This window comes from Xanthomonas sp. SHU 166 (genome assembly GCF_000364685.1).
Classification (GTDB): domain Bacteria; phylum Pseudomonadota; class Gammaproteobacteria; order Xanthomonadales; family Xanthomonadaceae; genus Xanthomonas_A; species Xanthomonas_A sontii.
The window spans coordinates 1-20,434 of record NZ_AQOJ01000230.1 but is presented as its reverse complement, the minus strand read 5'-3'; the positions used below and the strand labels follow the sequence as shown (position 1 = coordinate 20,434).

The window sequence follows — 20,434 nt, the reverse complement described above, 5'->3', positions numbered from 1 at the left end:
CGGTCGATTGCAGTGTGTGCCTGTCGTGGTCGTGTTCGCGCGACACCGCGCCATGCCGCGGCACGTTGCTACGTGCAGGCGTGGAGCCACACATGACCATGCATGATTCCGCATGCGAAACCGCGAATCGCGACAAGACGCGGCCATGCATCCACGGCACAGTGTGACCGCGTGATGAAAATCTGATCGCATCGTCGTACCGGCCGTGGCGCCGGCGTGCGCCACCGGAGCGCCGCCATCGTCGTCGGACGTCATTGCAGGAGCGGGGAGCCGCGCACGGCCGTGCGCGCAGGAGATCGGCCTCCCCGTTGTGCGCCAGGCCGTCGTGGTCCGGTGCAGGCAGGCCACCGCAGGCGCCGCGCAGGCGCCACCGTCCAGCAGGTCCGTCCGTCGGCACAGCGCCGGCATGGCAGCGTTCGGCCTGCGTTTCTGCACCGTTCCCGTCTCGCCATCGTCCAGGAGTTCGCCCATGTCGTTTTCGCAACCACGCCCTTCCTTCCGCCATGCCGCGACGCCGCTGGCGCTGGCGGTCGCCACCGCCTTGTCGCTGGGCAGCGGGGCGGCGCAGGCGCAGGAGGCGAGCGCCGACAGCGCCACCCAGACCCTGGACAGCATCGTGGTCACCGGCTCGCGCCTGCGCCGCGTCGATACCGAGACCGCCAACCCGGTGGTGACCATCAGCCGCGCGCAGATCGAAGCCACCGGCAAGGCCACGCTCGGCGACCTGGTGCAGGAACTGCCGTCGATCGCCGGCAACGCCACCAATCCCAACACCAACAACGGCGGCGGCACCGGCGCGTCGGTGATCTCGCTGCGCGGCCTCGGCGACAAGCGCACCCTGGTCCTGGTCAACGGCACGCGCCTGGCCAGCAACGACGTCAACGCGATCCCGGCGACCATGATCGAGCGGGTGGAAGTGCTCAGCGACGGCGCCTCGGCGGTGTACGGCTCGGACGCGATCGGCGGCGTGGTCAACTTCATCCTGCGCAAGGGCTTCGACGGCATCGAGGCCAGCGCCGACTTCGGCACCAGTTCGCGCAGCGACGGCAACCGCCGCAATTTCTCGCTGACCGCCGGCAAGACCGGTGAGCGCGGCAGCATCGTCGCCGGCCTGTCTTATCACGACATCGATCCGGTCTCGGCCGGCGCGCGCGCGTATTCCAAGGACGCGCTGTCGCTGATCGACGGGGTCGGGGTGAAGCAGGGCTCCTCGGCCACGCCGACCGGCAGCATCAGCTTCAACGACGGCTCGGCCGCGGCCAAGGCGCTGGCGGCCAGCAACGGCTGTTCGCGGGTCACCTTCAACGGCGGCAGCAGCAGCCCCACCAACGCCAGCCAGTACCACTGCTACGTCGCCTCCACCGATTCCTACAACTACCAGCCGTACAACCTGCTGCAGACCCCACAGGAACGCACCAACGCCTTCGTGCTCGGCAGCTATCGCTTCAACGATCACCTGGAAGGCTACGTCAACACCTATTTCAGCAAGACCACCTCGTCCTCGATCATCGCGCCGATCCCGATCTTCGCCAACGGCGACAACTTCCTGGTCTCCTCCGCCAGCTACTACAACCCGTTCGGGGTCAACTTCGGCACCGACCGCAGCACCGGCACCTCGTACAACAACTTCAACACCCGCGCCACGGTGCTGGGCAACCGGCGCTACGAGTACAACACCTACAATTTCCAGATCAATCCCGGCCTGCGCGGCAGCTTCGGCGACAGTTCCTGGCAGTGGGACGCCAGCCTCAACTACGGCAAGGTCAAGCAGAAGTCGATCAACTACGGCTTCCTCGACTACGCCGGCTTCAATGCCGCGTTGGGGCCGTCGTTCCTCGCCGCCGACGGCACGGTCAAGTGCGGCAGCGCCGGCGCGCCGATCGCCGGCTGCACCCCGATCGACGTGTTCAACCTCAACGCCGCCAGCAACAAGGCGGCGCTGGAAGCGCTGGTGGTCAACCCGATCGTCACCAACGTCTACACCGTCAAGCAGTTCGAGGCCAACGCCAACGGCGAACTGTTCGTGCTGCCGGCCGGTACCGCGAGCCTGGCCGTGGGTGTCTCCTATCGCAAGGAAAGCACCAGTACCGCCGCCGATCCGCTGTGGACCGGCGACGAGAACGGCATGTGCGGCGTGCTCGAGTACTGCGCCTCGGTGCTCGGCGGCAGCTTCAGCGTCAAGGAAGCCTATGCCGAAGCGTTGTTCCCGCTGCTGGCCGGGCTACCCGGCGTGCACTCGCTCAACCTGACCGTGGGCAGCCGCTTCTCCGACTACGACACCGTCGGCAGCAAGACCAACAGCAAGATCTCGCTGGAGTACCGCCCGATCGAGAACCTGCTGCTGCGCGGGACCGCCTCGCAGGTGTTCCGCGCGCCCAACATCGGCGAGCTGTATGCCGGCGTGGCCGGCGACTCGCCGTCGGTCACCGACCCGTGCAATGGCTACACCGGCGGACATGCCGCGGCCTGCGCCAACGTGCCCACCGATGGCAGCTACCAGCAGGCCGACAACCAGGTCGGCGCCAAGGCCTCCGGCGCGGCGGTGGCGGGCTACCAGCTCAAGCCGGAGACCGGCATGTCCTACGACTTCGGCGTGGTCTACGACCCGGGCTGGGTCGAGGGCCTGTCGATGAGCGCGGACCTGTGGAAGATCAACCTCAAGGACACCATCACGCAGGTCTCGGCGCAGACCGTGCTCAACCAGTGCTATGCCAACGACGCCAGCGCTTTCTGCGCGCTGATCCACCGCAACGACAACGGCACCGTCAACTACATCGCTGAGCCCACCGTGAACCTCGGCAAGCTGTGGGCCAGCGGCGCGGACTTCAGTCTTACCTACCGCCTGCCGGACACCGCCTGGGGCAACTTCAGCGCCGGCCTCAACGGCACCTACGTGATCCGCTACGACATCAATCCCGACACCACCGACCCCAGCACCGTCACCATCCACAACGCCGGCAAGTACACCTACGCCTACGGCAACTTCCCGCGCTGGCGCGCGTTGGGCACGCTGAACTGGAACCTGGGCGACTGGAGCGCGTCGTGGCGCGTGCGCTACATCGGCCGCACCGAGATCGGCAGTGCCGATACCCGCCAGAGCCTGTCAGCCGACGCCGACCAGCCCGCCGTGGTCCGCGATATCGGCGCCTACGTCTACCACAGCGTGCAGGTGGGCTATCAGGTCAAGCCGTGGAAGACGCGTTTCGAAGTCGGCGTGGACAACCTGGCCGACCGGCAGCCGCCGCTGTACTACGCCAACAACGTCACCAACGCCAACACCGACGTGGCCACCTACGATCTGCTCGGCCGCTACTACTGGGCGCGGGCGACGGTGAAGTTCTGAGGCGGAGCCTGGTTGCGCAGGCGAGTAGGTGACAGTGCCGTGGCGGGTGGAGCCCGCCGCGGTATGTTCGGCCAGGCGCGATTCCACCTGCTAGTGAGATTCCACGTCGGCGGTAATGCCGTTCCTGCCCGCGGATCGTGCGGGCGGGGCGCTTGCTCACCCGCATCTGGCGCGCGCATGACACGAGCACACGATGCGCTGAAGCTCAATTGCAGAAGCGACTTCAGCCGCGACGCCTCACCAGTAATGCCGGTGGCGGCTGACGCCGCTTCTACGCGACAACGGCATGTCCCGCTGAGTCGCGTTGAAACGCGTTACCAATAGTCTTCTTCAGTCGAGCAAGGCCAGCAGATCCTGATGCAGGGCCTGCGGAATCCGCACGCCTTCGCTGCGGCTGCGTTCCCGCGCCTGGTAACGGCGTTGCGACGGCAAGCGTGCCCCGGTGGCCTCGTAGGCCGCAAAAAAGGCTTCCGCACGGGCCAAGTGTGCGGCGCGGTCGGCGCCAAGAAAGCGCGCCGGATCCAGTGCCAGAATCAGTTCGCCGTGGTAGGGCGAAGCGCCGGCGCCGGCGTCGTGCGCCAGTGATTCGGCGCTGGTGAGGTCGCCGATCAACGGCCCGGCGATCAGTTCGATCATCGCTGACAGCGCGGACCCCTTGTGCCCGCCGAAGGTCAGCATCGCACCGCCGTCGGCGACTGCGGCCGGATCGGTGGTCGGCGCGCCCGCCGCGTCCACACCCCAGCCTTCGGGAATCGGCTGGCCGGCGCGGCGACGCAGCTCGATCTCGCCGCGCGCCACCGCGCTGGTGGCGAAGTCGAACACGAACGGCGGCGCATCCGCGCGCGGCCAGCCGAACGCCAGCGGGTTGGTGCCCAGCAGCGGCGTGCGGCCGCCGGCCGGCGTCACCCAGGCATGGCTGGGATTGCAGATCAGCGCGACCAGCCCGGCATCGGTGATGCGCTCGACTTCCGGCCACAGCGCAGAGAAATGCACGCAATGATTGATCGCGAGCGCGGCCAAGCCATTGGCCCGGGTCTTCTCGATCAACAACGGCAGCCCACACTCGAACGCCAGCAGCGAGAATCCGCCGCGTGCATCGACCCGCACGATGCCGGGCGCATGGTCGTGCACGACAGGCTCGGCATCGCCCACCACCTTGCCGTTGCGCAGCGTCGCCACGCAGCCGAGCGTCCGGTACAACCCGTGCGAGGCGCAGCCGTCGCGTTCGCCAGCGACGATGGTGTGGGTGAGCGCCTGCACGTGCGCGGGGCTGAAGCCGGCGTGGGTCAGGATGCGTTCGACCAGGGTGGTGGCGTGGTCCAGGGACAGCGTGAGGGTGGGGTTGCTGTTCATTGAGGAGGGTGGCCAGGAAGTGACGCGGATTCTCGCCTGCGCGGCGCTTCGCGAAAAGCCTGGCAGCGGCAGGTCACCAGGCAGCTCTACCAGCGTGCCGGGCAGGTATCTTGCATGCCTGCACTACATCCGAGGTAGCGTCATGACTGATCCCTCGGGATTGCGCAAATGATCAGACTGATGACGTCCAACGTTTCAGCTAAGCGGGAGACCGCTCATCGGGCGCGTGGAATTTCCTTGACGGCCAGCCCTGAGCGCATTCGATAATTCAACAAGGTCAGCCGGTCCTGCAAGGGATGTTGGTTTGGCTTGGTAGTGTGGAGCCTTCAACGCATGCTGGTGCGCAATTGATAGTTGGTGATCAATGAAGACTAAGGTTGCAAGATTTTTCGTAATTCCGAGTTTTCTTGCTGGCGCTGCCATGGTTTTTATTGGCGAGCCCTACATTGCTAGGGTAGTCATTTCGGGTAGCCCCAGCGTTGCAAATTATTCGATTGGCAAGATCTACCAGTATAATCAGCATGGTCATGTGGTATTTTTGAGCTGGTTTGATCTTTTTTTGATGAATGCTGTGGCTGTTGTTGGCCTTTCTCTCCTCTTGATTTGCGGCATTTTGTTGAAATCGATAAATAGAGTTGATGTGCAGTTCAAGTAAATTTAAGGCAGGGAATTTTCTGTGTCTGTTTTTTGCTGCTAATGCTGGCATTATTTATTTCGATCGCTATCGCGTATCTTTGTTTGTGGTAGATAAACAGCTGGTCAGCGTGAAGAAGTGGTAGGCAGTGTCAAGTGGGGTAGGCAGTGGATGGTATGGCGGCACACAGTGTCGAGCTGCACGCCAGAGCGCCTTGTCCCATCGGTGCGCGCGTTTGCGGGCTGCGAAGGACATGGCTGTTATCACGCCGGCCGGTTCGAACTGGTGCCCACGCCATGTTCTGCCTTGAGCCAACAACCGTAACGCGGAACCGGAATCCTGCAAGGTTGTTGGGCTTCGGGTACTCGGAGGGCCGTGTAAAAAAACAAAGCCGGCGCATGCCGGCTTCGTTCTTTTCGCGACCACATGTCTCAGGCTTACACCGACAACTCCAACAACAGCTTGTTGAGCCGCCGCACATACGCTGCCGGGTCCTTCAGGCTGTCGCCAGCCGCCAACGCCGCCTGGTCGAACAGCACCTTTGCCAGGTCGCCGAAGCGCTCGCCATCGGCTTCTGCGTCCAGCTTCTCGATCAGCGGATGCGCCGGGTTGAACTCGAACACCGGCTTGCTCTCCGGCAGCTTCTGGCCGCTGGCTTCCAGGATCTGCCGCATCTGCAGGCCGAGGTCGCCCTGGCCGATGGCCAGGATCGCCGGGGAGTCGGTCAGGCGGTGCGAGACGCGGACTTCGGAGACGTCGTCCTTGAGCACGTTCTGGATGCGCTCGACCAGGCCCTGCTTGGCCTTGGCGGCTTCTTCCTTGGCCTGCTTCTCTTCTTCACTGTCGAGCTTGCCCAGGTCCAGGTCGCCGCGCGCCACGTCGACGAAGGACTTGCCGTCGAACTCGGTGAGGTAGCTCATCAGCCACTCGTCGATGCGGTCGGTGAGCAGCAGCACTTCGATGCCCTTCTTGCGGAACACCTCCAGGTGCGGGCTGTCCTTGATCTGCGCGTAGCTCTCGCCGGTCAGGTAGTACAGCTTGTCCTGGCCGTCCTGCATCCGCGCCACATAATCGGCCAGCGACACGTTCTGCGCGCCGTCGCTGCCGTGGGTGGAGGCGAAGCGCAGCAGGCCGGCGATCTTCTCGCGGTTGCCGAAGTCCTCGGCCGGGCCTTCCTTCAGCACCTGGCCGAAGTTCTTCCACACGCCCTGGTAGCGCTCGGCGTCGTCCTTGGCCAGCTTCTCCAGCATGTCCAGGGCGCGCTTGGTCAGCGCCGACTTCATCGAGTCGATCACCGGGCCGGACTGCAGGATTTCGCGTGAGACGTTCAGCGGCAGGTCGCTGGAATCGACGATGCCCTTGATGAAGCGCAGGTACAACGGCAGGAACTGCTCGGCCTGGTCCATGATGAAGACGCGCTGCACGTACAGCTTGAGCCCGCGCGAGGCGTCGCGCTGGTACAGGTCGAACGGGGCGCGGCCGGGCACGTAAAGCAGCGAGGTGTACTCCAGCTTGCCCTCGACCTTGTTGTGGCTCCACGCCACCGGGTTCTCGTGGTCGTGGGCGATGTGCTTGTACAGCTCCTGGTATTCCTCGTCCTTGATCTCGGTGCGCGGACGCGTCCACAGCGCGCTGGCGCGGTTGACGGTTTCCCATTCCGGAGCCTCGGGCTTGTCCTTGTCCTCGCCGTAGTGTTCCTTATGAAACTCGATCGGCAGGGCGATGTGGTCGGAATACTTGCGCACGATGCCGCGCAGCTTCCAGCCGTCGGCGAAGTCCTTCTCGTCGGCCTTCAGGTGCAGCACGATGCGGGTGCCGCGCTCGGCCTTCTCGATGGTGGCGACCTCGAACTCGCCTTCGCCGCGCGAGGACCAGTGCACGCCTTCGCTGGCCGGCAGGCCGGCGCGGCGGCTGTACACGTCGACCTGGTCGGCGACGATGAAGGCGCTGTAGAAGCCGACGCCGAACTGGCCGATCAGGTGCGAGTCCTTCTTCTGGTCGCCGGACAGGTGCTTGAGGAATTCGGAGGTGCCGGACTTGGCGATGGTGCCCAGGTGCGCCACGATCTCCTCGCGGCTCATGCCGATGCCGTTGTCGTCGATGGTGACGGTGCCGGCGTCCTTGTCGAAGCCGATGCGGATGCGCAGTTGCGCGTCGCCGTCCAGCAGCTCCGGCTTGACCAGTGCCTCGAAGCGCAGCTTGTCGGCGGCGTCGGAGGCGTTGGAGATCAGCTCGCGCAGGAAGATCTCCTTGTTGGAATACAGCGAATGGATCATCAGCTGCAGCAGCTGCTTGACCTCGGTCTGAAAGCCCAGGGTTTCTTTTTGGGTTTCCACGCTCATCGGTAGGTGCTCCATGAAGGATGGGCGGCCGCGCGGAGGAGGGCACGGCTCTGCCGGCCGACATGGTGGCGGCCGCGGCCGGCTTCAAGCGCTGGGCTGCGCATACGCGCGACACCGCGCTGGTCTATGATCCGGACCCCGTTTCCGCGCTACCCACTGCCCGCCGCCCATGCCGTTTCTGCGTTCCCCGTCCCGCCTGTCCCGGCCCCTGCGAGGCCGCCGATGAGCCGTCCCGGCGGCGGTCAGGTGCGGATCATCGGTGGGCGCTGGCGCAACACGCGGCTGCCGGTGCCGGACCTGGCCGGGCTGCGCCCGACCTCCGACCGGGTCCGCGAGACCCTGTTCAACTGGCTGCAGCCGGTGCTGCCCGGAGCGCGTGTATTGGACCTGTTCGCCGGCAGCGGCGCGCTGGGGCTGGAGGCGGTGTCGCGCGGCGCGGCCGCTGCGGTGCTGGTCGAACGCGATCCGGGCCAGGCGGCGCAGTTGCGCGCCACGGTCGCGCGGCTGCAGGCGCAGGACCAGGTGCAGGTGGTGCAGGGCGATGCGCTGCGCTGGCTGGCCGAGGCGCCGGCCGAGGCCCTGGCGGACATCGCCTTCGTCGACCCGCCGTTCGCCGCCGGGCTGTGGGACGCGGTGCTGCAACGCCTGCCGGCGCGGCTGGCCGCCGATGCCTGGCTGTACCTGGAGTCGCCGGTCGGGCAGGGACCGGCGCCGCCCGCGCCCTGGGCGCTGTACCGCGAGGGCGGCAGCCGCGAGGTGCGCGCTGCCCTGTACCGGCGCACCGCTGCTACACTTCCCGGCGACCTTCACGCGGTACCCGACGCATGACCGTGGCCCATAGCCGCATCGCCGTCTATCCCGGCACCTTCGATCCGATCACCAACGGCCATATCGATCTGGTCAACCGTGCCGCACCGCTGTTCGAGCAGGTGATCGTGGGCGTGGCGCAGAGCCCGTCCAAGGGGCCGACCCTGCCGCTGGACCTGCGCGTGTCGCTGGCCCGCGAGGCGCTGGCCGGGCACCGCAACGTGGAAGTGCTGGGCTTCGACACCCTGCTGGCGCATTTCGTGCGCTCGGTCGGCGGCGGCGTGCTGCTGCGCGGCCTGCGCGCGGTGTCGGATTTCGAATACGAGTTCCAGATGGCGAGCATGAACCGGCATCTGATCCCGGAGGTGGAGACGCTGTTCCTCACCCCGGCCGAGCAACACAGCTTCATTTCGTCCTCGTTGGTGCGCGAGATCGCGCGCCTGGGCGGGGACGTCTCCGGCTTCGTGCCGCCGTCGGTGGTGCAGGCGCTGGTCCAGGCCCGCCAGGCCGCCGCGCAGCGCTGAGCCGACCACCATTCACTGACGACACAGAGGGAGCCGTTCCATGAACACCACCGCACGCGCGTTGCTGATCGCTTCGCTGGCCCTGGGCTTCACCGCCTGCAAGAAGGAAGAGGCCGCCAAGCCGGCCGCCGACGCGCAGCCCGCGCTGACCGCCCCGGCCAAGGACGACGACGCCGGCTGGAAGAAGTACCTGCAGGAAGTGGCGATCCAGAACATGGGCAACGTCACCAACAGCCCGTTCCTGTACTACCTGCCGCCGGAGTCGGATCCGGAGTTCCAGGCCAAGTACGAGCGCCAGGTCGAAAGCGCCACCACCGCCATCGGCCGCGGCATCCAGCCGGGCAACATGCTGGCGTTCGGTTCCTCGGCGTCGGCCAAGATGGCCGACCTGATCGCCGCCGCGTTCGCCAAGGTCGAGGCGAACAGCATGAAGGGCGTGCGCGTGGTCTACATCGGCGCCCCGGCCGACAACGCCCGCGTCGAAGCCGTGGTCAAGCCGACCGGCGCCGACTACATCTTCGTCGAAGCCAAGTAAGCCCTGCGCGGGCCGGCGCGCCGATGCGCGCCGGTTCCGCCATCCCGCGCCGCCCGCAACGGGCGGTTGCGCTGCGCAGTTCTGCTGTGTGCCGTGCCACATCGCGGCAGTTGCCCAAGCCGCTCCGCGCGCTGCATTACAGCGTTCCGCGCCCCGGCGCCGCCTTCGCAGGGCCGTCCCGCCCCGATCCGGTAAACTGCCCGGGTCAGTGCCGAAGTGCGCCACATGTCCCTCAAGATCAACGAGCTCTGCGTCAACTGCGACGTCTGCGAGCCGGCCTGCCCGAACCAGGCCATCGCCATGGGCGAGACGATCTACGTGATCGACCCCGCCCGCTGTACCGAATGCGTCGGCCATTTCGACGAGCCGCAGTGCGTGGTGGTGTGCCCGGTGGAATGCATCGACCCGGACCCGGCCATCCCGGAGACCCACGCGCAGTTGCTGGCCAAGCTGCAGCGCCTGCAGCGCGACCACCCCGAGTTGTACTCACAGGAGCCCCCCGCCGCATGAGAAGCCTCGTCCGCCGTGTCCTGCTGCTCGCCCTGGTCCTGACGCCGTCGGCGTGGGCCGAGGCGCCGGTCGCCGAGGCGACCGCCACCGCCCCGGCCGCGCACCCGCCCGGCGCCGCGATCGCCAGCGGCCACCGCCTGGCCACCGAGGCCGGCCTGCAGATCCTGCGCGAGGGCGGCAATGCCTTCGACGCCGCGGTGGCGGTGTCCTCGACGCTGTCGGTGGTCGAACCGATCAGTTCCGGCCTCGGCGGTGGCGGCTTCTTCCTGCTGCACGACGCCAGGACCGGCAAGGACGTGATGCTGGATGCGCGCGAGACCGCGCCGGAATCGGCGACGCCGGCCGCGTTCCTGGACGCCAAGGGCGAGCTGGACCGCGATCGCTCGATCAACGGCCCGTGGTCGGCCGGCATCCCCGGGCTGCCGGCGGCGCTGGTGGAACTGGCGACCAAGCACGGCCGGCTGCCGCTGCGGCAGTCGCTGGCGCCGGCGATCCGCATCGCCCGCGATGGCTTCCCGGTCTACGCGCGCATGGCCGAGGGCTATCAGTCGCGGCGCAAGGTGATGGAGCGCTATCCCGGCACCCGCGAGGTCTACCTGCGCAACGGCCGGCCGATCGCGGTGGGCGACGTGTTCAAGCAGCCGGAACTGGCCAACACGCTGCAGCTGCTGGCCGACAAGGGCTTCGACGGCTTCTACCGCGGCGCCACCGCCAAGAAGTTGTTGGCCGGCGTGAAGCAGGCCGGCGGGCGCTGGACCGCCGAGGAACTGGCCGGCTACACGGTCAAGGAACGCACCCCGATCCGCTTCGACTACAAGGGCTGGACCATCACCACCGCGCCGCCGCCGTCCTCCGGCGGCATCGCCCTGGCCAGCATGCTGCAGATCCTGGAGGGCTACGACCTCAAGACCATGGACCCGGTGCACCGCGTGCACCTGACCGTGGAAGCGATGCGCCGGGCCTACCGCGACCGCACCTTCTTCCTGGGCGACCCGGATTTCACCCACGTGCCGCAGCGCATCCTGCTCAGCAAGGACTATGCGGTGGGCCTGCGCTCGACCATCAACCCGGACAAGGCCACGCCCAGCGACCTGCTGTCCGGCCAGCCGACCCCGCTGGAAGACGACGAGACCACGCATTTCTCGATCATCGACGGCGAAGGCAACCGCGTCGGCGCGACCCAGACGGTCAACCTGCTATACGGCTCCGGGCTGATCCCCAAGGGCACCGGCGTGCTGCTCAACAACGAGATGGACGATTTCGCGCTGCGTCCGGGCACGCCCAACGCGTTCGGGGTGATGGGCTACGCGGCCAACGCGCCCAAGCCGGGCAAGCGCCCGCTCAGCTCGATGTCGCCGACCTTCATGGAGAACGCGGACAAGGCGATCGTGCTCGGTACCCCGGGCGGCAGCCGCATCATCACCATGGTGCTGCTCGGCATCCTCGGCTACGACGACGGCCTCACGGCGCAGCAGGTCGCCGCGCTGCCGCGCTACCATCACCAGTGGCTGCCGGACGTGATCGAGGCCGAAACCGGCACTTTCGACGCGGCCACGGCCAAGGGCCTGGAAGCCATGGGGCACACGCTCAAGCTGCCTGGCGACACGGCCGAGGACGGCCACGGCTCCAGCCACGTCTGGGGCAACCTGCAGACCGTGGAATGGGACAAGCGCCGCAACGTGCTCAGCGGCGGCAGCGACCCGCGCAACGAAGTCGGCAGTGCCGAAGTGCTGCAGACCGCGCCGGCGCCCTGACGCCCGCGTTTGCGAATCCCCAATCCCCAATCCCGAATCCCCGCCCATGAAACTCTGGTCCATCCAAGGCAACTCGCAGAAACTCGACGGCGGCGCGATGTTCGGCAACGCGCCCAAGGCGATGTGGCAGCAGTGGGCCGCGCCCGACGACGGCAACCGCATCGCGCTGGCCTGCCGCGCGCTGCTGGCCAGCCCGCTGGCCGGCAAGACGGTGCTGTTCGAGACCGGGATCGGCGCGTTCTTCCCGCCGGCGCTGCGCGAGCGCTACGGCGTGCAGGAGGCGCGGCACGTGCTGCTGGATTCGCTGCAGGACGCCGGCTTCGCCCATACCGACATCGACGTGGTGGTGCTGAGCCATCTGCACTTCGATCATGCCGGCGGGCTGCTGGCCGCGTACCGCGAGGGCGCTGCGCCGGAACTGCTGTTTCCCAACGCGCAGTTCCTGGTCGGCGCGGCGCACTGGCAACGCGCGCTGCACCCGCATCCGCGCGACCGCGCCAGCTTCATCCCGGAACTGCCCGGCCTGCTCGAGGCCAGCGGCCGGCTGGAGCTGGTCGACGGCGAGTATTCGCGCGCGCTCGGCGAGGCGGTGCGGTTCCGCTTCAGCGACGGCCACACGCCGGGGCTGATGCTGGCCGAGATCGTCGGCCCCGGCCACGGCGAGGATGGCCAGGCGCACGGCGGGGTGGCGTTCTGCGCCGACCTGATCCCGGGCCGCTCGTGGGTGCACGTGCCGATCACCATGGGCTACGACCGCAACGCCGAACTGCTGATCGACGAGAAGCGCGCGTTCCTGGAGGACGCGCTGGCGCGCGACGTGCGCCTGTTCTTCACCCACGATCCGGACTGCGCGCTGGCGCAGCTGCAGCGCGATGCCAAGGGCCGCTTCGTCACCACGCACGAACTGCCGGCGCTGCAGGCGCGCGCACTGGCCGCCTGAGCGCGGCGTTGCGGCTTACCAGCGCAGCGCGGCCTGCGCCGGCACGCCGGCACCGGTGCCATCCAGCGCCACCGAAAACCCGATCGTGGTGATGCCGTCGCGGTGCTGCGCGAACACGCGCCCGCCATGCATGCTCGCCACCGCCTTGACGATGGCCAGCCCCAGGCCGTGGCTTTCGCGGCTGTTGGCGCGGGCGGCGTCGCCGCGGTAGAAGCGATCGAACAGGCGCTGCAGATGTTCCGGCGCCAGCGCCACGCTGGGGTTGGAGAAGGCGATCAGCGCCTCGCCGCCGCGCTGTGCGATCTCCACCACGATCGGCGCGTGACCGGCCGAGTGCTGGATGGCGTTGTGCAGCAGGTTGGACAGCGCGCGCCGCAGCAGCGACTTCTCGACCGGCACCACCACGTCGCCGCGCACCTCCACCTGCAGGCCGGCCTCGTCCAGCAGCACCTCGAAGAACTCCACGGTCTTGCCGACTTCCTCGGCCAGCGATGCGTCCTCGCACTGGCGCGCGCGCTGGCCCTGTTCGGCGCGGGCCAGGAACAGCATGTCGGCGACGATCGCGCGCAGCCGTTCCAGTTCCTCCAGGTTCGACTGCAGTACCTGGCGCAACTGTTGCGCGTCGCGGTGGCGGGTCAGCGCCACCTGGGTCTGGCCGATCAGGCTGGCCAGCGGCGTGCGCAGTTCGTGGGCGACGTCGGCATTGAAGCTTTCCTGCTGCGCATAGGCCGCATCGAGCCGGTCGAAGGCCGCGTTCAACGAGGCGCCCAGGTCTTCCAGTTCGCGCGGCAGCCGCGGCAGGTCCAGGCGCCGCCGGTCGTGCGGGCCGATGCGTTGGGCATCGGCCGACAGCCGCTGCACCGGGCGCAGGCCGAGCTTGGCGGTCCAGTAGCCCAGCGCGCCGACCAGCGCGGTGCCGGCCAGCGTGACCAGCGCCAGGGCGATGTCGAAGCGGCGCCGGGTGAGCGCGAACGGTGCGCTGTCCATCGCCGCGATCAACTGCACCGGCGGGCGTACCGGCGTGGCCGGCAGTGTTTGGCCGATGGCCTGCCAAGATAGCGGCTGCGCGTCGGCGATGCCCAGCGCCTGCGGATCGCCGATGCGCACCAGGCCGCTGCGGCCGCGCGTGGCCGCCGCCATCGCCTCGGCGCCGCGCCCGTAGCGGAACGCCGGGTCCTCGCTCCACAGCCAGAAGCGCAGGTCCGGCGCGCTGGAGACGCTGGCCAGGCGCGTGCGCGCATGTGCGGCCAGCTCCGGCGAGCGGCTGTTGATCAGCATGTACTGCACCGCGTCCATGCGCGAGCGCAGTTCCTCGCGCTGGTGGCGGCGCAGTTCGTGCTCCAGCACCTGGTGCAGCACCAGCCCGATCAGGGCGAAGCCGAGCAGCGCGGTGGCCGCGAACAGGCCGGCCAGGCGCAGCGCGATCGAGGGCCGCGCCGGCGCACTCACCCGCTCGCGTCCTCGCGTTCTTCCAGCACGTAGCCCATGCCGCGCACGGTGTGCAGCAGCGGGGCGTCGAACGGCACGTCGATCTTGGCGCGCAGGCGCTTGATCGCCACTTCCACCACGTTGGTGTTGCTGTCGAAGTTCATGTCCCAGACCATCTCGGCGATCGCGGTCTTGGACAGGATCTCGCCCTGGTGTCGGGCCAGGGCCGCCAGCAGCGCGAACTCCTTGGCGGTCAGGTCCAGCCGCTGCCGCCCGCGCATGGCCTTGCGGCTGATCATGTCGATCTGCAGCTCGCCCACGCGCAGCAGCGTGCTCTCCTGGGCGCGGCCGCGCCGCGCCAGCACCTGCAGCCGCGCCAGCAGTTCGATGAAGGAGAACGGTTTGATCAGGTAGTCGTCGGCGCCCTCGCGCAGGCCCTTGACCCGGTCCTCGACGCTGTCGCGCGCGGTCAGCATGATCACCGGCGTGCTCTTCACCGAACGCAGCGAGCGCAGGATGGCGAAGCCGTCCAGGCCCGGCAGCATCGCGTCGAGCACGATCACGTCGAAGTCGTAGTGCAGGGCCAGGTGCTGGCCGTCGATGCCGTCGTAGGCCACGTCGACCGAGCAGCCCTGTTCGCTCAGTCCCTGCTGCAGGTAGTCGGCGGTCTTGCGCTCGTCCTCGACGATCAGCACCTTCATGGCTGCAGCGCCTCCGGCGCGGCAGTGCGTGCGCGACGTGCCTGGCGCCGCTGCAGGTACCAGCCGTGCAGGCGGTCCAGGTACAGGTACACGATCGGCGTACTGAACAGGGTCAGCAGTTGCGACAGCAGCAGCCCGCCGACCATCGCATAGCCCAGCGGCCGCCGCAGTTCCGACCCGGCGCCGTGGCTGAGCATCAGCGGCAGGCCGCCGAGCAGTGCGCACAGGGTGGTCATCATGATCGGCCGGAAGCGCATCAGGCAGGCCTCGAAGATCGCATCGCGCGAGGACAGCCCGCGTTCGCGTTCGGCATGCAGGGCGAAGTCCACCATCATGATCCCGTTCTTCTTGACGATGCCGATCAGCAGGATGATGCCGATCATCGCAATCACGCTCAAGTCGTAGCCGCCGGCCATCAGGATCAGCAGCGCGCCGACGCCGGCCGAGGGCAGGGTGGAGAGGATTGTCAGCGGGTGGATGTAGCTCTCGTAGAGCAGGCCGAGCACGATGTAGACCGCGATCAACGCCGCCAGGATCAGGTACGGCTGGGTGCGCAGCGAGGCGCTGAACGCCTGCGCCGTGCCCTGGAAGCTGCCGCTGAGCGTGGCCGGCACCCGCAGCTGCGCCTGGGCCTGCTGGATCGCGTCCACCGCATCGCCCAGTGCCGCGCCCGGCGCCAGGTTGAAGGAGATGGTCACCGCCGGGAACTGGCCCTGGTGGCTCACCGACAGGTAGCCGGTCTTGCTGGTGTCGAGCGTGGCGAAGGTGGACAGCGGCACCTGCTTGCCGGTCAACGGCGAGGTCAGGTACAGCCGCTGGAACAGCGATGGATCGCCCTGCAGCGCCGGCGTCACTTCCAGCACCACGTGGTAGCTGTTGAGCTGGGTGAAGTACTGCGCGACCTGGCGCTGGCCGATGGCGTCGTTGATGGTCGCGTCGATCTGCTGCGGAGTGATGCCGAAGCTGGCCGCGCGCTGGCGGTCGATGGTCAGGCTGGCGATCGGCGCGGCGTTCTGCTGGTCGGAGGCCACGTCGGTCAGTTGCGGCAGCGCCCGGAACGCCTTCAGCAGCTTCGGCGCCCAGGTGTTGAGCTCGTCCAGGTTGGCGTCGGTCAGGGTGTACTGGTACTGGGTGCGGGCCAGGCGGCCGCCGACGTTGATGTCCTGCCCGGCCTGCATGAACAGGGTGACGCCCTGCACGTGCGCCAGGCGCTTGCGCAGCCGCGCGATCACCTGGTCGGCGCTGGCGGTGCGGCCCGCGTCCTTGGGTTTGAGCGCGATCGAGAAGGTGCCGGAGTTGAAGGTGCTGGCGCCGGTCTGCATGCCGAAGGACAGCACGTCCGGATCGCGGCGGATGATGTCGGCCAGTTGCAGCATGCGCGTGCGCATCGCCGCCGAGGACGAATCCTGCGCCGAATCGGCGGTGCCGGAGATGAAGCCGGTGTCCTGCTGCGGGAAGAAGCCCTTGGGCATCACCACGAACAGCGCCACGCTGGTGGCCACGGTCAGCAGGAAGCTGGCCAGGGTCAGCCGCGGGTGCCGCAGCACCGTCTCCAGGCCGCGCCGGTACGCCGCCAGCAGCGCGTCGAAGCCGCGCTCGAACGCGCGCGCCAGGCGCCCCTGCGCCTGCTCGGCGTGTGGCTTGAGCAGGCGCGCGCACAGCATCGGGGTCAGGGTCAGCGACACCAGCAGCGACACCAGGATGGTCAGGCTCACGGTCACCGCGAACTCGCGGAACAGGCGGCCGACGATGCCGCCCATCAGCAGCAGCGGGATGAACACCGCCACCAGCGACACCGAGATCGAGACCAGGGTGAAGCCGATCTCGGCCGCACCCTGCAGCGCCGCCTGCAACGGCGCCATGCCGTCCTCGATGTGCCGGTAGATGTTCTCCAGCATCACGATGGCGTCGTCCACCACGAAGCCGACCGCGATGGTCAGGCCCATCAGCGACAGGTTGTCCAGGCTGTAGCCGAGCACGTACATCAGCGCGGCGGTGCCGAGGATCGCCAGCGGCACGGTCAGGCTCGGGATCAGGGTGACCACCGCGCTGCGCAGGAACACGAAGATCACCGCCACCACCAGCACGATCGACAGCAGCAGGGTGAACTCCACGTCCCTGACCGAGGCGCGGATATTCTGCGTGCGGTCGGCGAGGATCTTGACGCTGACGCTGGGCGGGATCGACGCCATCAGCTTGGGCAGCGCGGCCTTGACCTGTTCCACCGTGTCGATGACGTTGGCGCCGGGCTGCTTGGTGATGGCGATCATGATCGCGCGGCCATCGACGATGCCGCTGTCGGCCGGCGCGGCGGCGCCGGCGAAGCCCCAGGCGGCGATCTTGGCGTTCTCCGGCCCGTCCACCGCGGTGCCGACGTCGCGCACGCGGATCGGCGCGCCGTTGCGCCAGGCCAGCACCGCGTCGTTCCAGGCCTGGCTCTGCAGCAACTGATCGTTGGTGGAGACAGTGAAGGCCTGGCGCGCGCCGTCGATCGAGCCGGTGGCCGCGTTCACCGTGGTGGTGGCGATCACCGAGCGGATGTCCTCCAGGCTCAGGCCAAGCGCCGCCAGCTTGGCCGGATCCACCTGCACGCGCACCGCCGGCTTCTGCGCACCGTACAGGTTGACCAGGCCGACCCCGGAGATGCGCGAGATCTGCTGCGCCAGCACGTTGTCGGCGTAGTCGTTGACCTGGGTCAGCGGCAACACCCGCGACTGCACCGCCAGGATCAGCGACGCCGATTCGGCCGGGTTGATCTTGCGGAAGCTCGGTGCGCTCGGCAGCCCGCTCGGCAACTGCCCGGACGCGGCGTTGATCGCGGTCTGTACATCGAGCGCGGCAGCGTCGATGTTGCGGTCCAGGTCGAACTGCAGCGTCACCTGGGTCGAGCCGAGCGCGCTGGTCGAGGTCATCTGGCTCAGGCCCGGGATCAGCGACAGCTGCCGCTCCAGTGGCTGCGCCACGTTCGATGCCATGGTCTGCGGGCTGGCGCCGGGCAGGCTGGCGGAAACCTGGATGGTGGGGAAATCGACCTGCGGCAACGGCGCCACCGGCAGCAGCGGCCAGGCCACCAGGCCCAGCAACAGCAGCGCCATGGCCAGCAGCGAGGTGCCGATCGGGCGTTTGATGAAGGCCGCCGAGACGCTCACGCGTGCGCTCCCGCCGCGGCCGGTTTGGCGTGCCTGGCCGGCTTGGCCTCCACCACCTTCGCCCCCGGATGCAGCCGGTACTGCCCATCCACCACCACGCGCTGGCCGGCCTGCACGCCCTGGCCGATCACGGTCTCGCCATTGGTCTCGTCCAGCACCTGCACCGGCTGGTCGCGCACGCTGCCGTCGCTGCCGACCACGTACACGAACTCGCCGTCCTGGCTGCGCTGCACGGCCGCGCTCGGCACCACCAGCGCGCCGCTGCGCATGCCCAGGGTGATGCGCGCGTCCACCGTCTGCCCCGGCCACAGCGTGTGCCCGGAATTGGGGAAGTGCGCCTTCATCGCGATGGTGCCGGTGCTGGTGTCGATCTGGTTGTTGAGCAGGGCCAGCGTGCCGTGCGCCAGCACCTGTCCGCTGCCGTGGTCGACCGCGTCCACGCCCACGCTGGCCGGTGCGGCCTGCAGTGCGCGGTTGATCTGCTGGAACGTGCTTTCCGGCAGGGTGAACTGCACCGCGATCGGGTCGATCTGGTTCAGCACCACCAGGCCGCCGGCATCGCTGGCGTGGACGATGTTGCCCGGATCCACCAGGCGCGCGCCGGCGCGGCCGTCGATCGGTGCGCGGATGGTGGTGAAGTCCAGTTGCACCCGCGCGTTGTCGATCGCCGCCGCATCGCTCTGCAGGGTGGCGCGCAGTTGCGTGACCAGCGCCTTCTGCGTGTCCAGGGTCTGGCGGGTGGTGGCGTTGTCCTGCAGCAGTTGCGTGTAGCGCTGCAGGTCGGCCTGCGCATTGCCCAGCTGCGCCTTGTCCTTGGCCAGTTGCGCGGTGGCCGCGGCCAGTTGCGCCTGGTCGATGCGCGGATCCAGCCGCGCCAGCACCTGCCCGGCCTTGACGGCCTGGCCTTCGCTGAAGCCCACGTCGATCAGTTGCCCATCGATGCGCGAGTGCACGGTCACCGAGGCGATCGGCAGCACCGTGCCGATCCCGGTCTGGCGGATCGGCACGTCCTTGCGCAGCACCGGCGCGCTGGTCACCGGCACCGGCGGCGTGGCCTTGGTCGGTGCATGGCGCGGGCGCAACCACACCGCCAGCAGCAGCGCGACCAGCACTGCGGCGGCGACGAATGGCCAGCGCCGCCGTGGCATGGCATGGCGCGGTGGCGGATCGGCAGGGCGGGTGGGCGAGGCGGTGGACATGGGCTACTCCGGGAGGACAGGAGCCGGCGTGGCGCCCGGCGAGGCGCCGCGCACGGCGGGGAGACGGGCGCTGTCCCAGTCACCGCCCAGCGCGACCAGCAGCGCGACCTGGGCGCCGAACTGGCGCGCTTGCACCTGCAGCAACGTGCGTTGCGCTTCCAGCGCGATGGCCTGGGCGGTGATCACGGCGCTGTACAGGGCCGTGCCGGCGCGGTACTGGTCCATCAGCACACGTTCGGCCTGCTGCGCGGCGTCGGCGGCGCTGCGTTGTTGCTGCTGTTCGCGCGCCAGTTCGCGCGTGGCGGCGAGCTGGTCCTCCACGCCCTGGAACGCGCTCAACACGGTCTGCCGGTAGGTCGCCGCGGCCGCGTCGAAGCTGGCTTGCGCCTGCGCGCGCTGCGCGTGGCGGGCGCCGCCGTCGAACAGCGTGCCTGCGAGCGCTGCGCCCACCGCCCAGACCCGGTTCGGCACGCTCAGCAGCGAGGCCAGCCCGGCGCCGTCGTAGCCGCCGCTGGCGCTCAGCGACAGGGTCGGGAACCAGGCCGCCACGGCGATGCCGATGCCGGCATTGGCCGCGGCCATGCGCCGCTCGGCGCCGGCGATGTCCGGGCGCCGCTGCAGCAGTATCGAGGGCAGCGCTTGCGGGGTTGGCGGCAGCGACGGCAACGGTGCGTCGCTGGCCGCCAGCGAGAATTCGGCTGGGGTGTGGCCGAGCAGCACCGCCAGCGCGTGGTCCAGTTGCCGGCGCGACAGCGCCAGATCGGTCGATGCGGCTTCGGTGCTGTGCAGGGTGGCCTCGGCCGCGGCCACATCGGCGTCGCTGGCAACGCCGGCGCGCACACGGGCCTGGGTCAGCCGCAGCGCGTCGCGATAGCCGGCCAGGGTGCGCTGGTACAGCGCCAGGGTCTGGTCGTCGAAGCGCAGCTGCAGGTAATCGGCGACCACCGCGGCCTGCAGCGACAGCCGCGCCTGCGCCAGATCGGCGGCGCTGGCCTGGGCGTTGTCGCCGGCCTGTTCGACGCTGCGCCGGACCTTGCCCCAGAAGTCAGGCTCCCAACTGGCGCTGAACCCCAGCGTATCGGCGTCGCGCAGCCCCGGCTTGGGGGTGACGCTGCGCTCGCGCGTGGCCGCGGCCTGCACGCCCAGCGTCGGCGCCTCGGCCGCCCGCGCGCTGCCGACCAGCGCCTGCGCCTGCCGATAGCGCGCCTCGGCCTG

The 20,434-nt window shown here is 68.6% G+C and carries 15 protein-coding genes; 8 read left to right on the top strand and 7 right to left on the bottom strand.

Annotated features, from left to right (window positions below):
- Positions 1–469 precede the first annotated feature (469 nt).
- Entirely contained in the window at positions 470–3,343 is a 2,874-nt protein-coding gene (locus tag D180_RS07625) for a TonB-dependent receptor (protein WP_017912323.1), read from the top strand.
- Positions 3,344–3,673: 330 nt separating this feature from the next.
- Here D180_RS07625 and D180_RS07620 read toward each other — a convergent pair whose 3' ends face one another.
- A complete protein-coding gene (locus tag D180_RS07620) occupies positions 3,674–4,696 on the bottom strand; it encodes an Ldh family oxidoreductase (protein WP_017912322.1) in 1,023 nt (340 codons plus the stop codon).
- 364 nt (positions 4,697–5,060) lie between these two features.
- On the opposite strand from D180_RS07620, the gene D180_RS24165 reads away from it, so the two are divergent.
- A complete protein-coding gene (locus D180_RS24165; protein ID WP_148829327.1) occupies positions 5,061–5,351 on the top strand; it encodes a hypothetical protein in 291 nt (96 codons plus the stop codon).
- A gap of 416 nt (positions 5,352–5,767) precedes the next feature.
- Here D180_RS24165 and htpG read toward each other — a convergent pair whose 3' ends face one another.
- Entirely contained in the window at positions 5,768–7,672 is a 1,905-nt protein-coding gene (gene htpG, locus D180_RS07615) for a molecular chaperone HtpG (RefSeq protein ID WP_017912321.1), read from the bottom strand.
- A gap of 222 nt (positions 7,673–7,894) precedes the next feature.
- Here htpG and rsmD point away from each other — a divergent pair, with 222 nt between their 5' ends.
- The 6 genes from rsmD to D180_RS07585 all read left to right on the top strand — a co-directional run bounded on the left by rsmD (position 7,895) and on the right by D180_RS07585 (position 12,742).
- On the top strand, positions 7,895–8,500 hold the full coding sequence (gene rsmD / locus D180_RS07610; RefSeq protein ID WP_017912320.1) for a 16S rRNA (guanine(966)-N(2))-methyltransferase RsmD: 606 nt from the start codon (positions 7,895–7,897) through the stop codon (positions 8,498–8,500).
- Positions 8,497–9,003, top strand: coding sequence for a pantetheine-phosphate adenylyltransferase (coaD, locus tag D180_RS07605; RefSeq protein ID WP_010342036.1), 507 nt, complete (start codon positions 8,497–8,499; stop codon positions 9,001–9,003). The genes rsmD and coaD overlap by 4 nt, the downstream gene beginning before the upstream one ends.
- Positions 9,004–9,043: 40 nt before the next feature.
- A complete protein-coding gene (locus D180_RS07600) occupies positions 9,044–9,538 on the top strand; it encodes a hypothetical protein (RefSeq protein WP_010342035.1) in 495 nt (164 codons plus the stop codon).
- Between the two features lie 225 nt (positions 9,539–9,763).
- Positions 9,764–10,048 (top strand): YfhL family 4Fe-4S dicluster ferredoxin, encoded by a 285-nt coding sequence (locus D180_RS07595; RefSeq protein ID WP_017912319.1) that lies wholly within the window; start codon positions 9,764–9,766, stop codon positions 10,046–10,048.
- Entirely contained in the window at positions 10,045–11,802 is a 1,758-nt protein-coding gene (ggt, locus tag D180_RS07590) for a gamma-glutamyltransferase (RefSeq protein WP_017912318.1), read from the top strand. The genes D180_RS07595 and ggt overlap by 4 nt, the downstream gene beginning before the upstream one ends.
- A gap of 46 nt (positions 11,803–11,848) precedes the next feature.
- Positions 11,849–12,742, top strand: a complete 894-nt coding sequence (locus D180_RS07585) for an MBL fold metallo-hydrolase (protein WP_017912317.1) — start codon at positions 11,849–11,851, stop codon at positions 12,740–12,742.
- A 15-nt stretch (positions 12,743–12,757) separates the two neighbouring features.
- On the opposite strand, the gene D180_RS07580 is transcribed toward D180_RS07585, so the two are convergent.
- The 5 genes from D180_RS07580 to D180_RS07560 form a co-directional block, all read right to left on the bottom strand.
- A complete protein-coding gene (locus D180_RS07580; RefSeq protein ID WP_017912316.1) occupies positions 12,758–14,191 on the bottom strand; it encodes a heavy metal sensor histidine kinase in 1,434 nt (477 codons plus the stop codon).
- Positions 14,188–14,871 carry a heavy metal response regulator transcription factor gene (locus D180_RS07575; protein ID WP_017912315.1) on the bottom strand — a complete coding sequence of 228 codons (684 nt, stop codon included), beginning with the start codon at positions 14,869–14,871 and terminating at the stop codon, positions 14,188–14,190. Before D180_RS07575 ends, D180_RS07580 begins: the two co-directional genes overlap by 4 nt.
- On the bottom strand, positions 14,868–18,020 hold the full coding sequence (locus tag D180_RS07570; RefSeq protein WP_017912314.1) for an efflux RND transporter permease subunit: 3,153 nt from the start codon (positions 18,018–18,020) through the stop codon (positions 14,868–14,870). Before D180_RS07570 ends, D180_RS07575 begins: the two co-directional genes overlap by 4 nt.
- Positions 18,017–19,219, bottom strand: a complete 1,203-nt coding sequence (locus tag D180_RS07565; RefSeq protein WP_043090618.1) for an efflux RND transporter periplasmic adaptor subunit — start codon at positions 19,217–19,219, stop codon at positions 18,017–18,019. The genes D180_RS07570 and D180_RS07565 overlap by 4 nt, the downstream gene beginning before the upstream one ends.
- A gap of 3 nt (positions 19,220–19,222) precedes the next feature.
- The coding region (locus tag D180_RS07560) for an efflux transporter outer membrane subunit (RefSeq protein WP_017912312.1) at positions 19,223–20,434 on the bottom strand (1,212 nt) is incomplete at its 5' end.

Bases quoted from the DNA above. Each gene is read 5' to 3' on its own strand.
- D180_RS24165 (WP_148829327.1), top strand. From the start codon at position 5,061: ATGAAGACTAAGGTTGCAAGATTTTTCGTAATTCCGAGTTTTCTTGCT.
- D180_RS07585 (WP_017912317.1), top strand. From the start codon at position 11,849: ATGAAACTCTGGTCCATCCAAGGCAACTCGCAGAAACTCGACGGCGGC.
- D180_RS07620 (WP_017912322.1), bottom strand. From the start codon at position 4,696: ATGAACAGCAACCCCACCCTCACGCTGTCCCTGGACCACGCCACCACC.
- D180_RS07565 (WP_043090618.1), bottom strand. From the start codon at position 19,219: ATGTCCACCGCCTCGCCCACCCGCCCTGCCGATCCGCCACCGCGCCAT.
- ggt (WP_017912318.1), top strand. From the start codon at position 10,045: ATGAGAAGCCTCGTCCGCCGTGTCCTGCTGCTCGCCCTGGTCCTGACG.
- rsmD (WP_017912320.1), top strand. From the start codon at position 7,895: ATGAGCCGTCCCGGCGGCGGTCAGGTGCGGATCATCGGTGGGCGCTGG.
- D180_RS07595 (WP_017912319.1), top strand. From the start codon at position 9,764: ATGTCCCTCAAGATCAACGAGCTCTGCGTCAACTGCGACGTCTGCGAG.
- D180_RS07600 (WP_010342035.1), top strand. From the start codon at position 9,044: ATGAACACCACCGCACGCGCGTTGCTGATCGCTTCGCTGGCCCTGGGC.
- D180_RS07625 (WP_017912323.1), top strand. From the start codon at position 470: ATGTCGTTTTCGCAACCACGCCCTTCCTTCCGCCATGCCGCGACGCCG.
- D180_RS07575 (WP_017912315.1), bottom strand. From the start codon at position 14,871: ATGAAGGTGCTGATCGTCGAGGACGAGCGCAAGACCGCCGACTACCTG.
- htpG (WP_017912321.1), bottom strand. From the start codon at position 7,672: ATGAGCGTGGAAACCCAAAAAGAAACCCTGGGCTTTCAGACCGAGGTC.
- coaD (WP_010342036.1), top strand. From the start codon at position 8,497: ATGACCGTGGCCCATAGCCGCATCGCCGTCTATCCCGGCACCTTCGAT.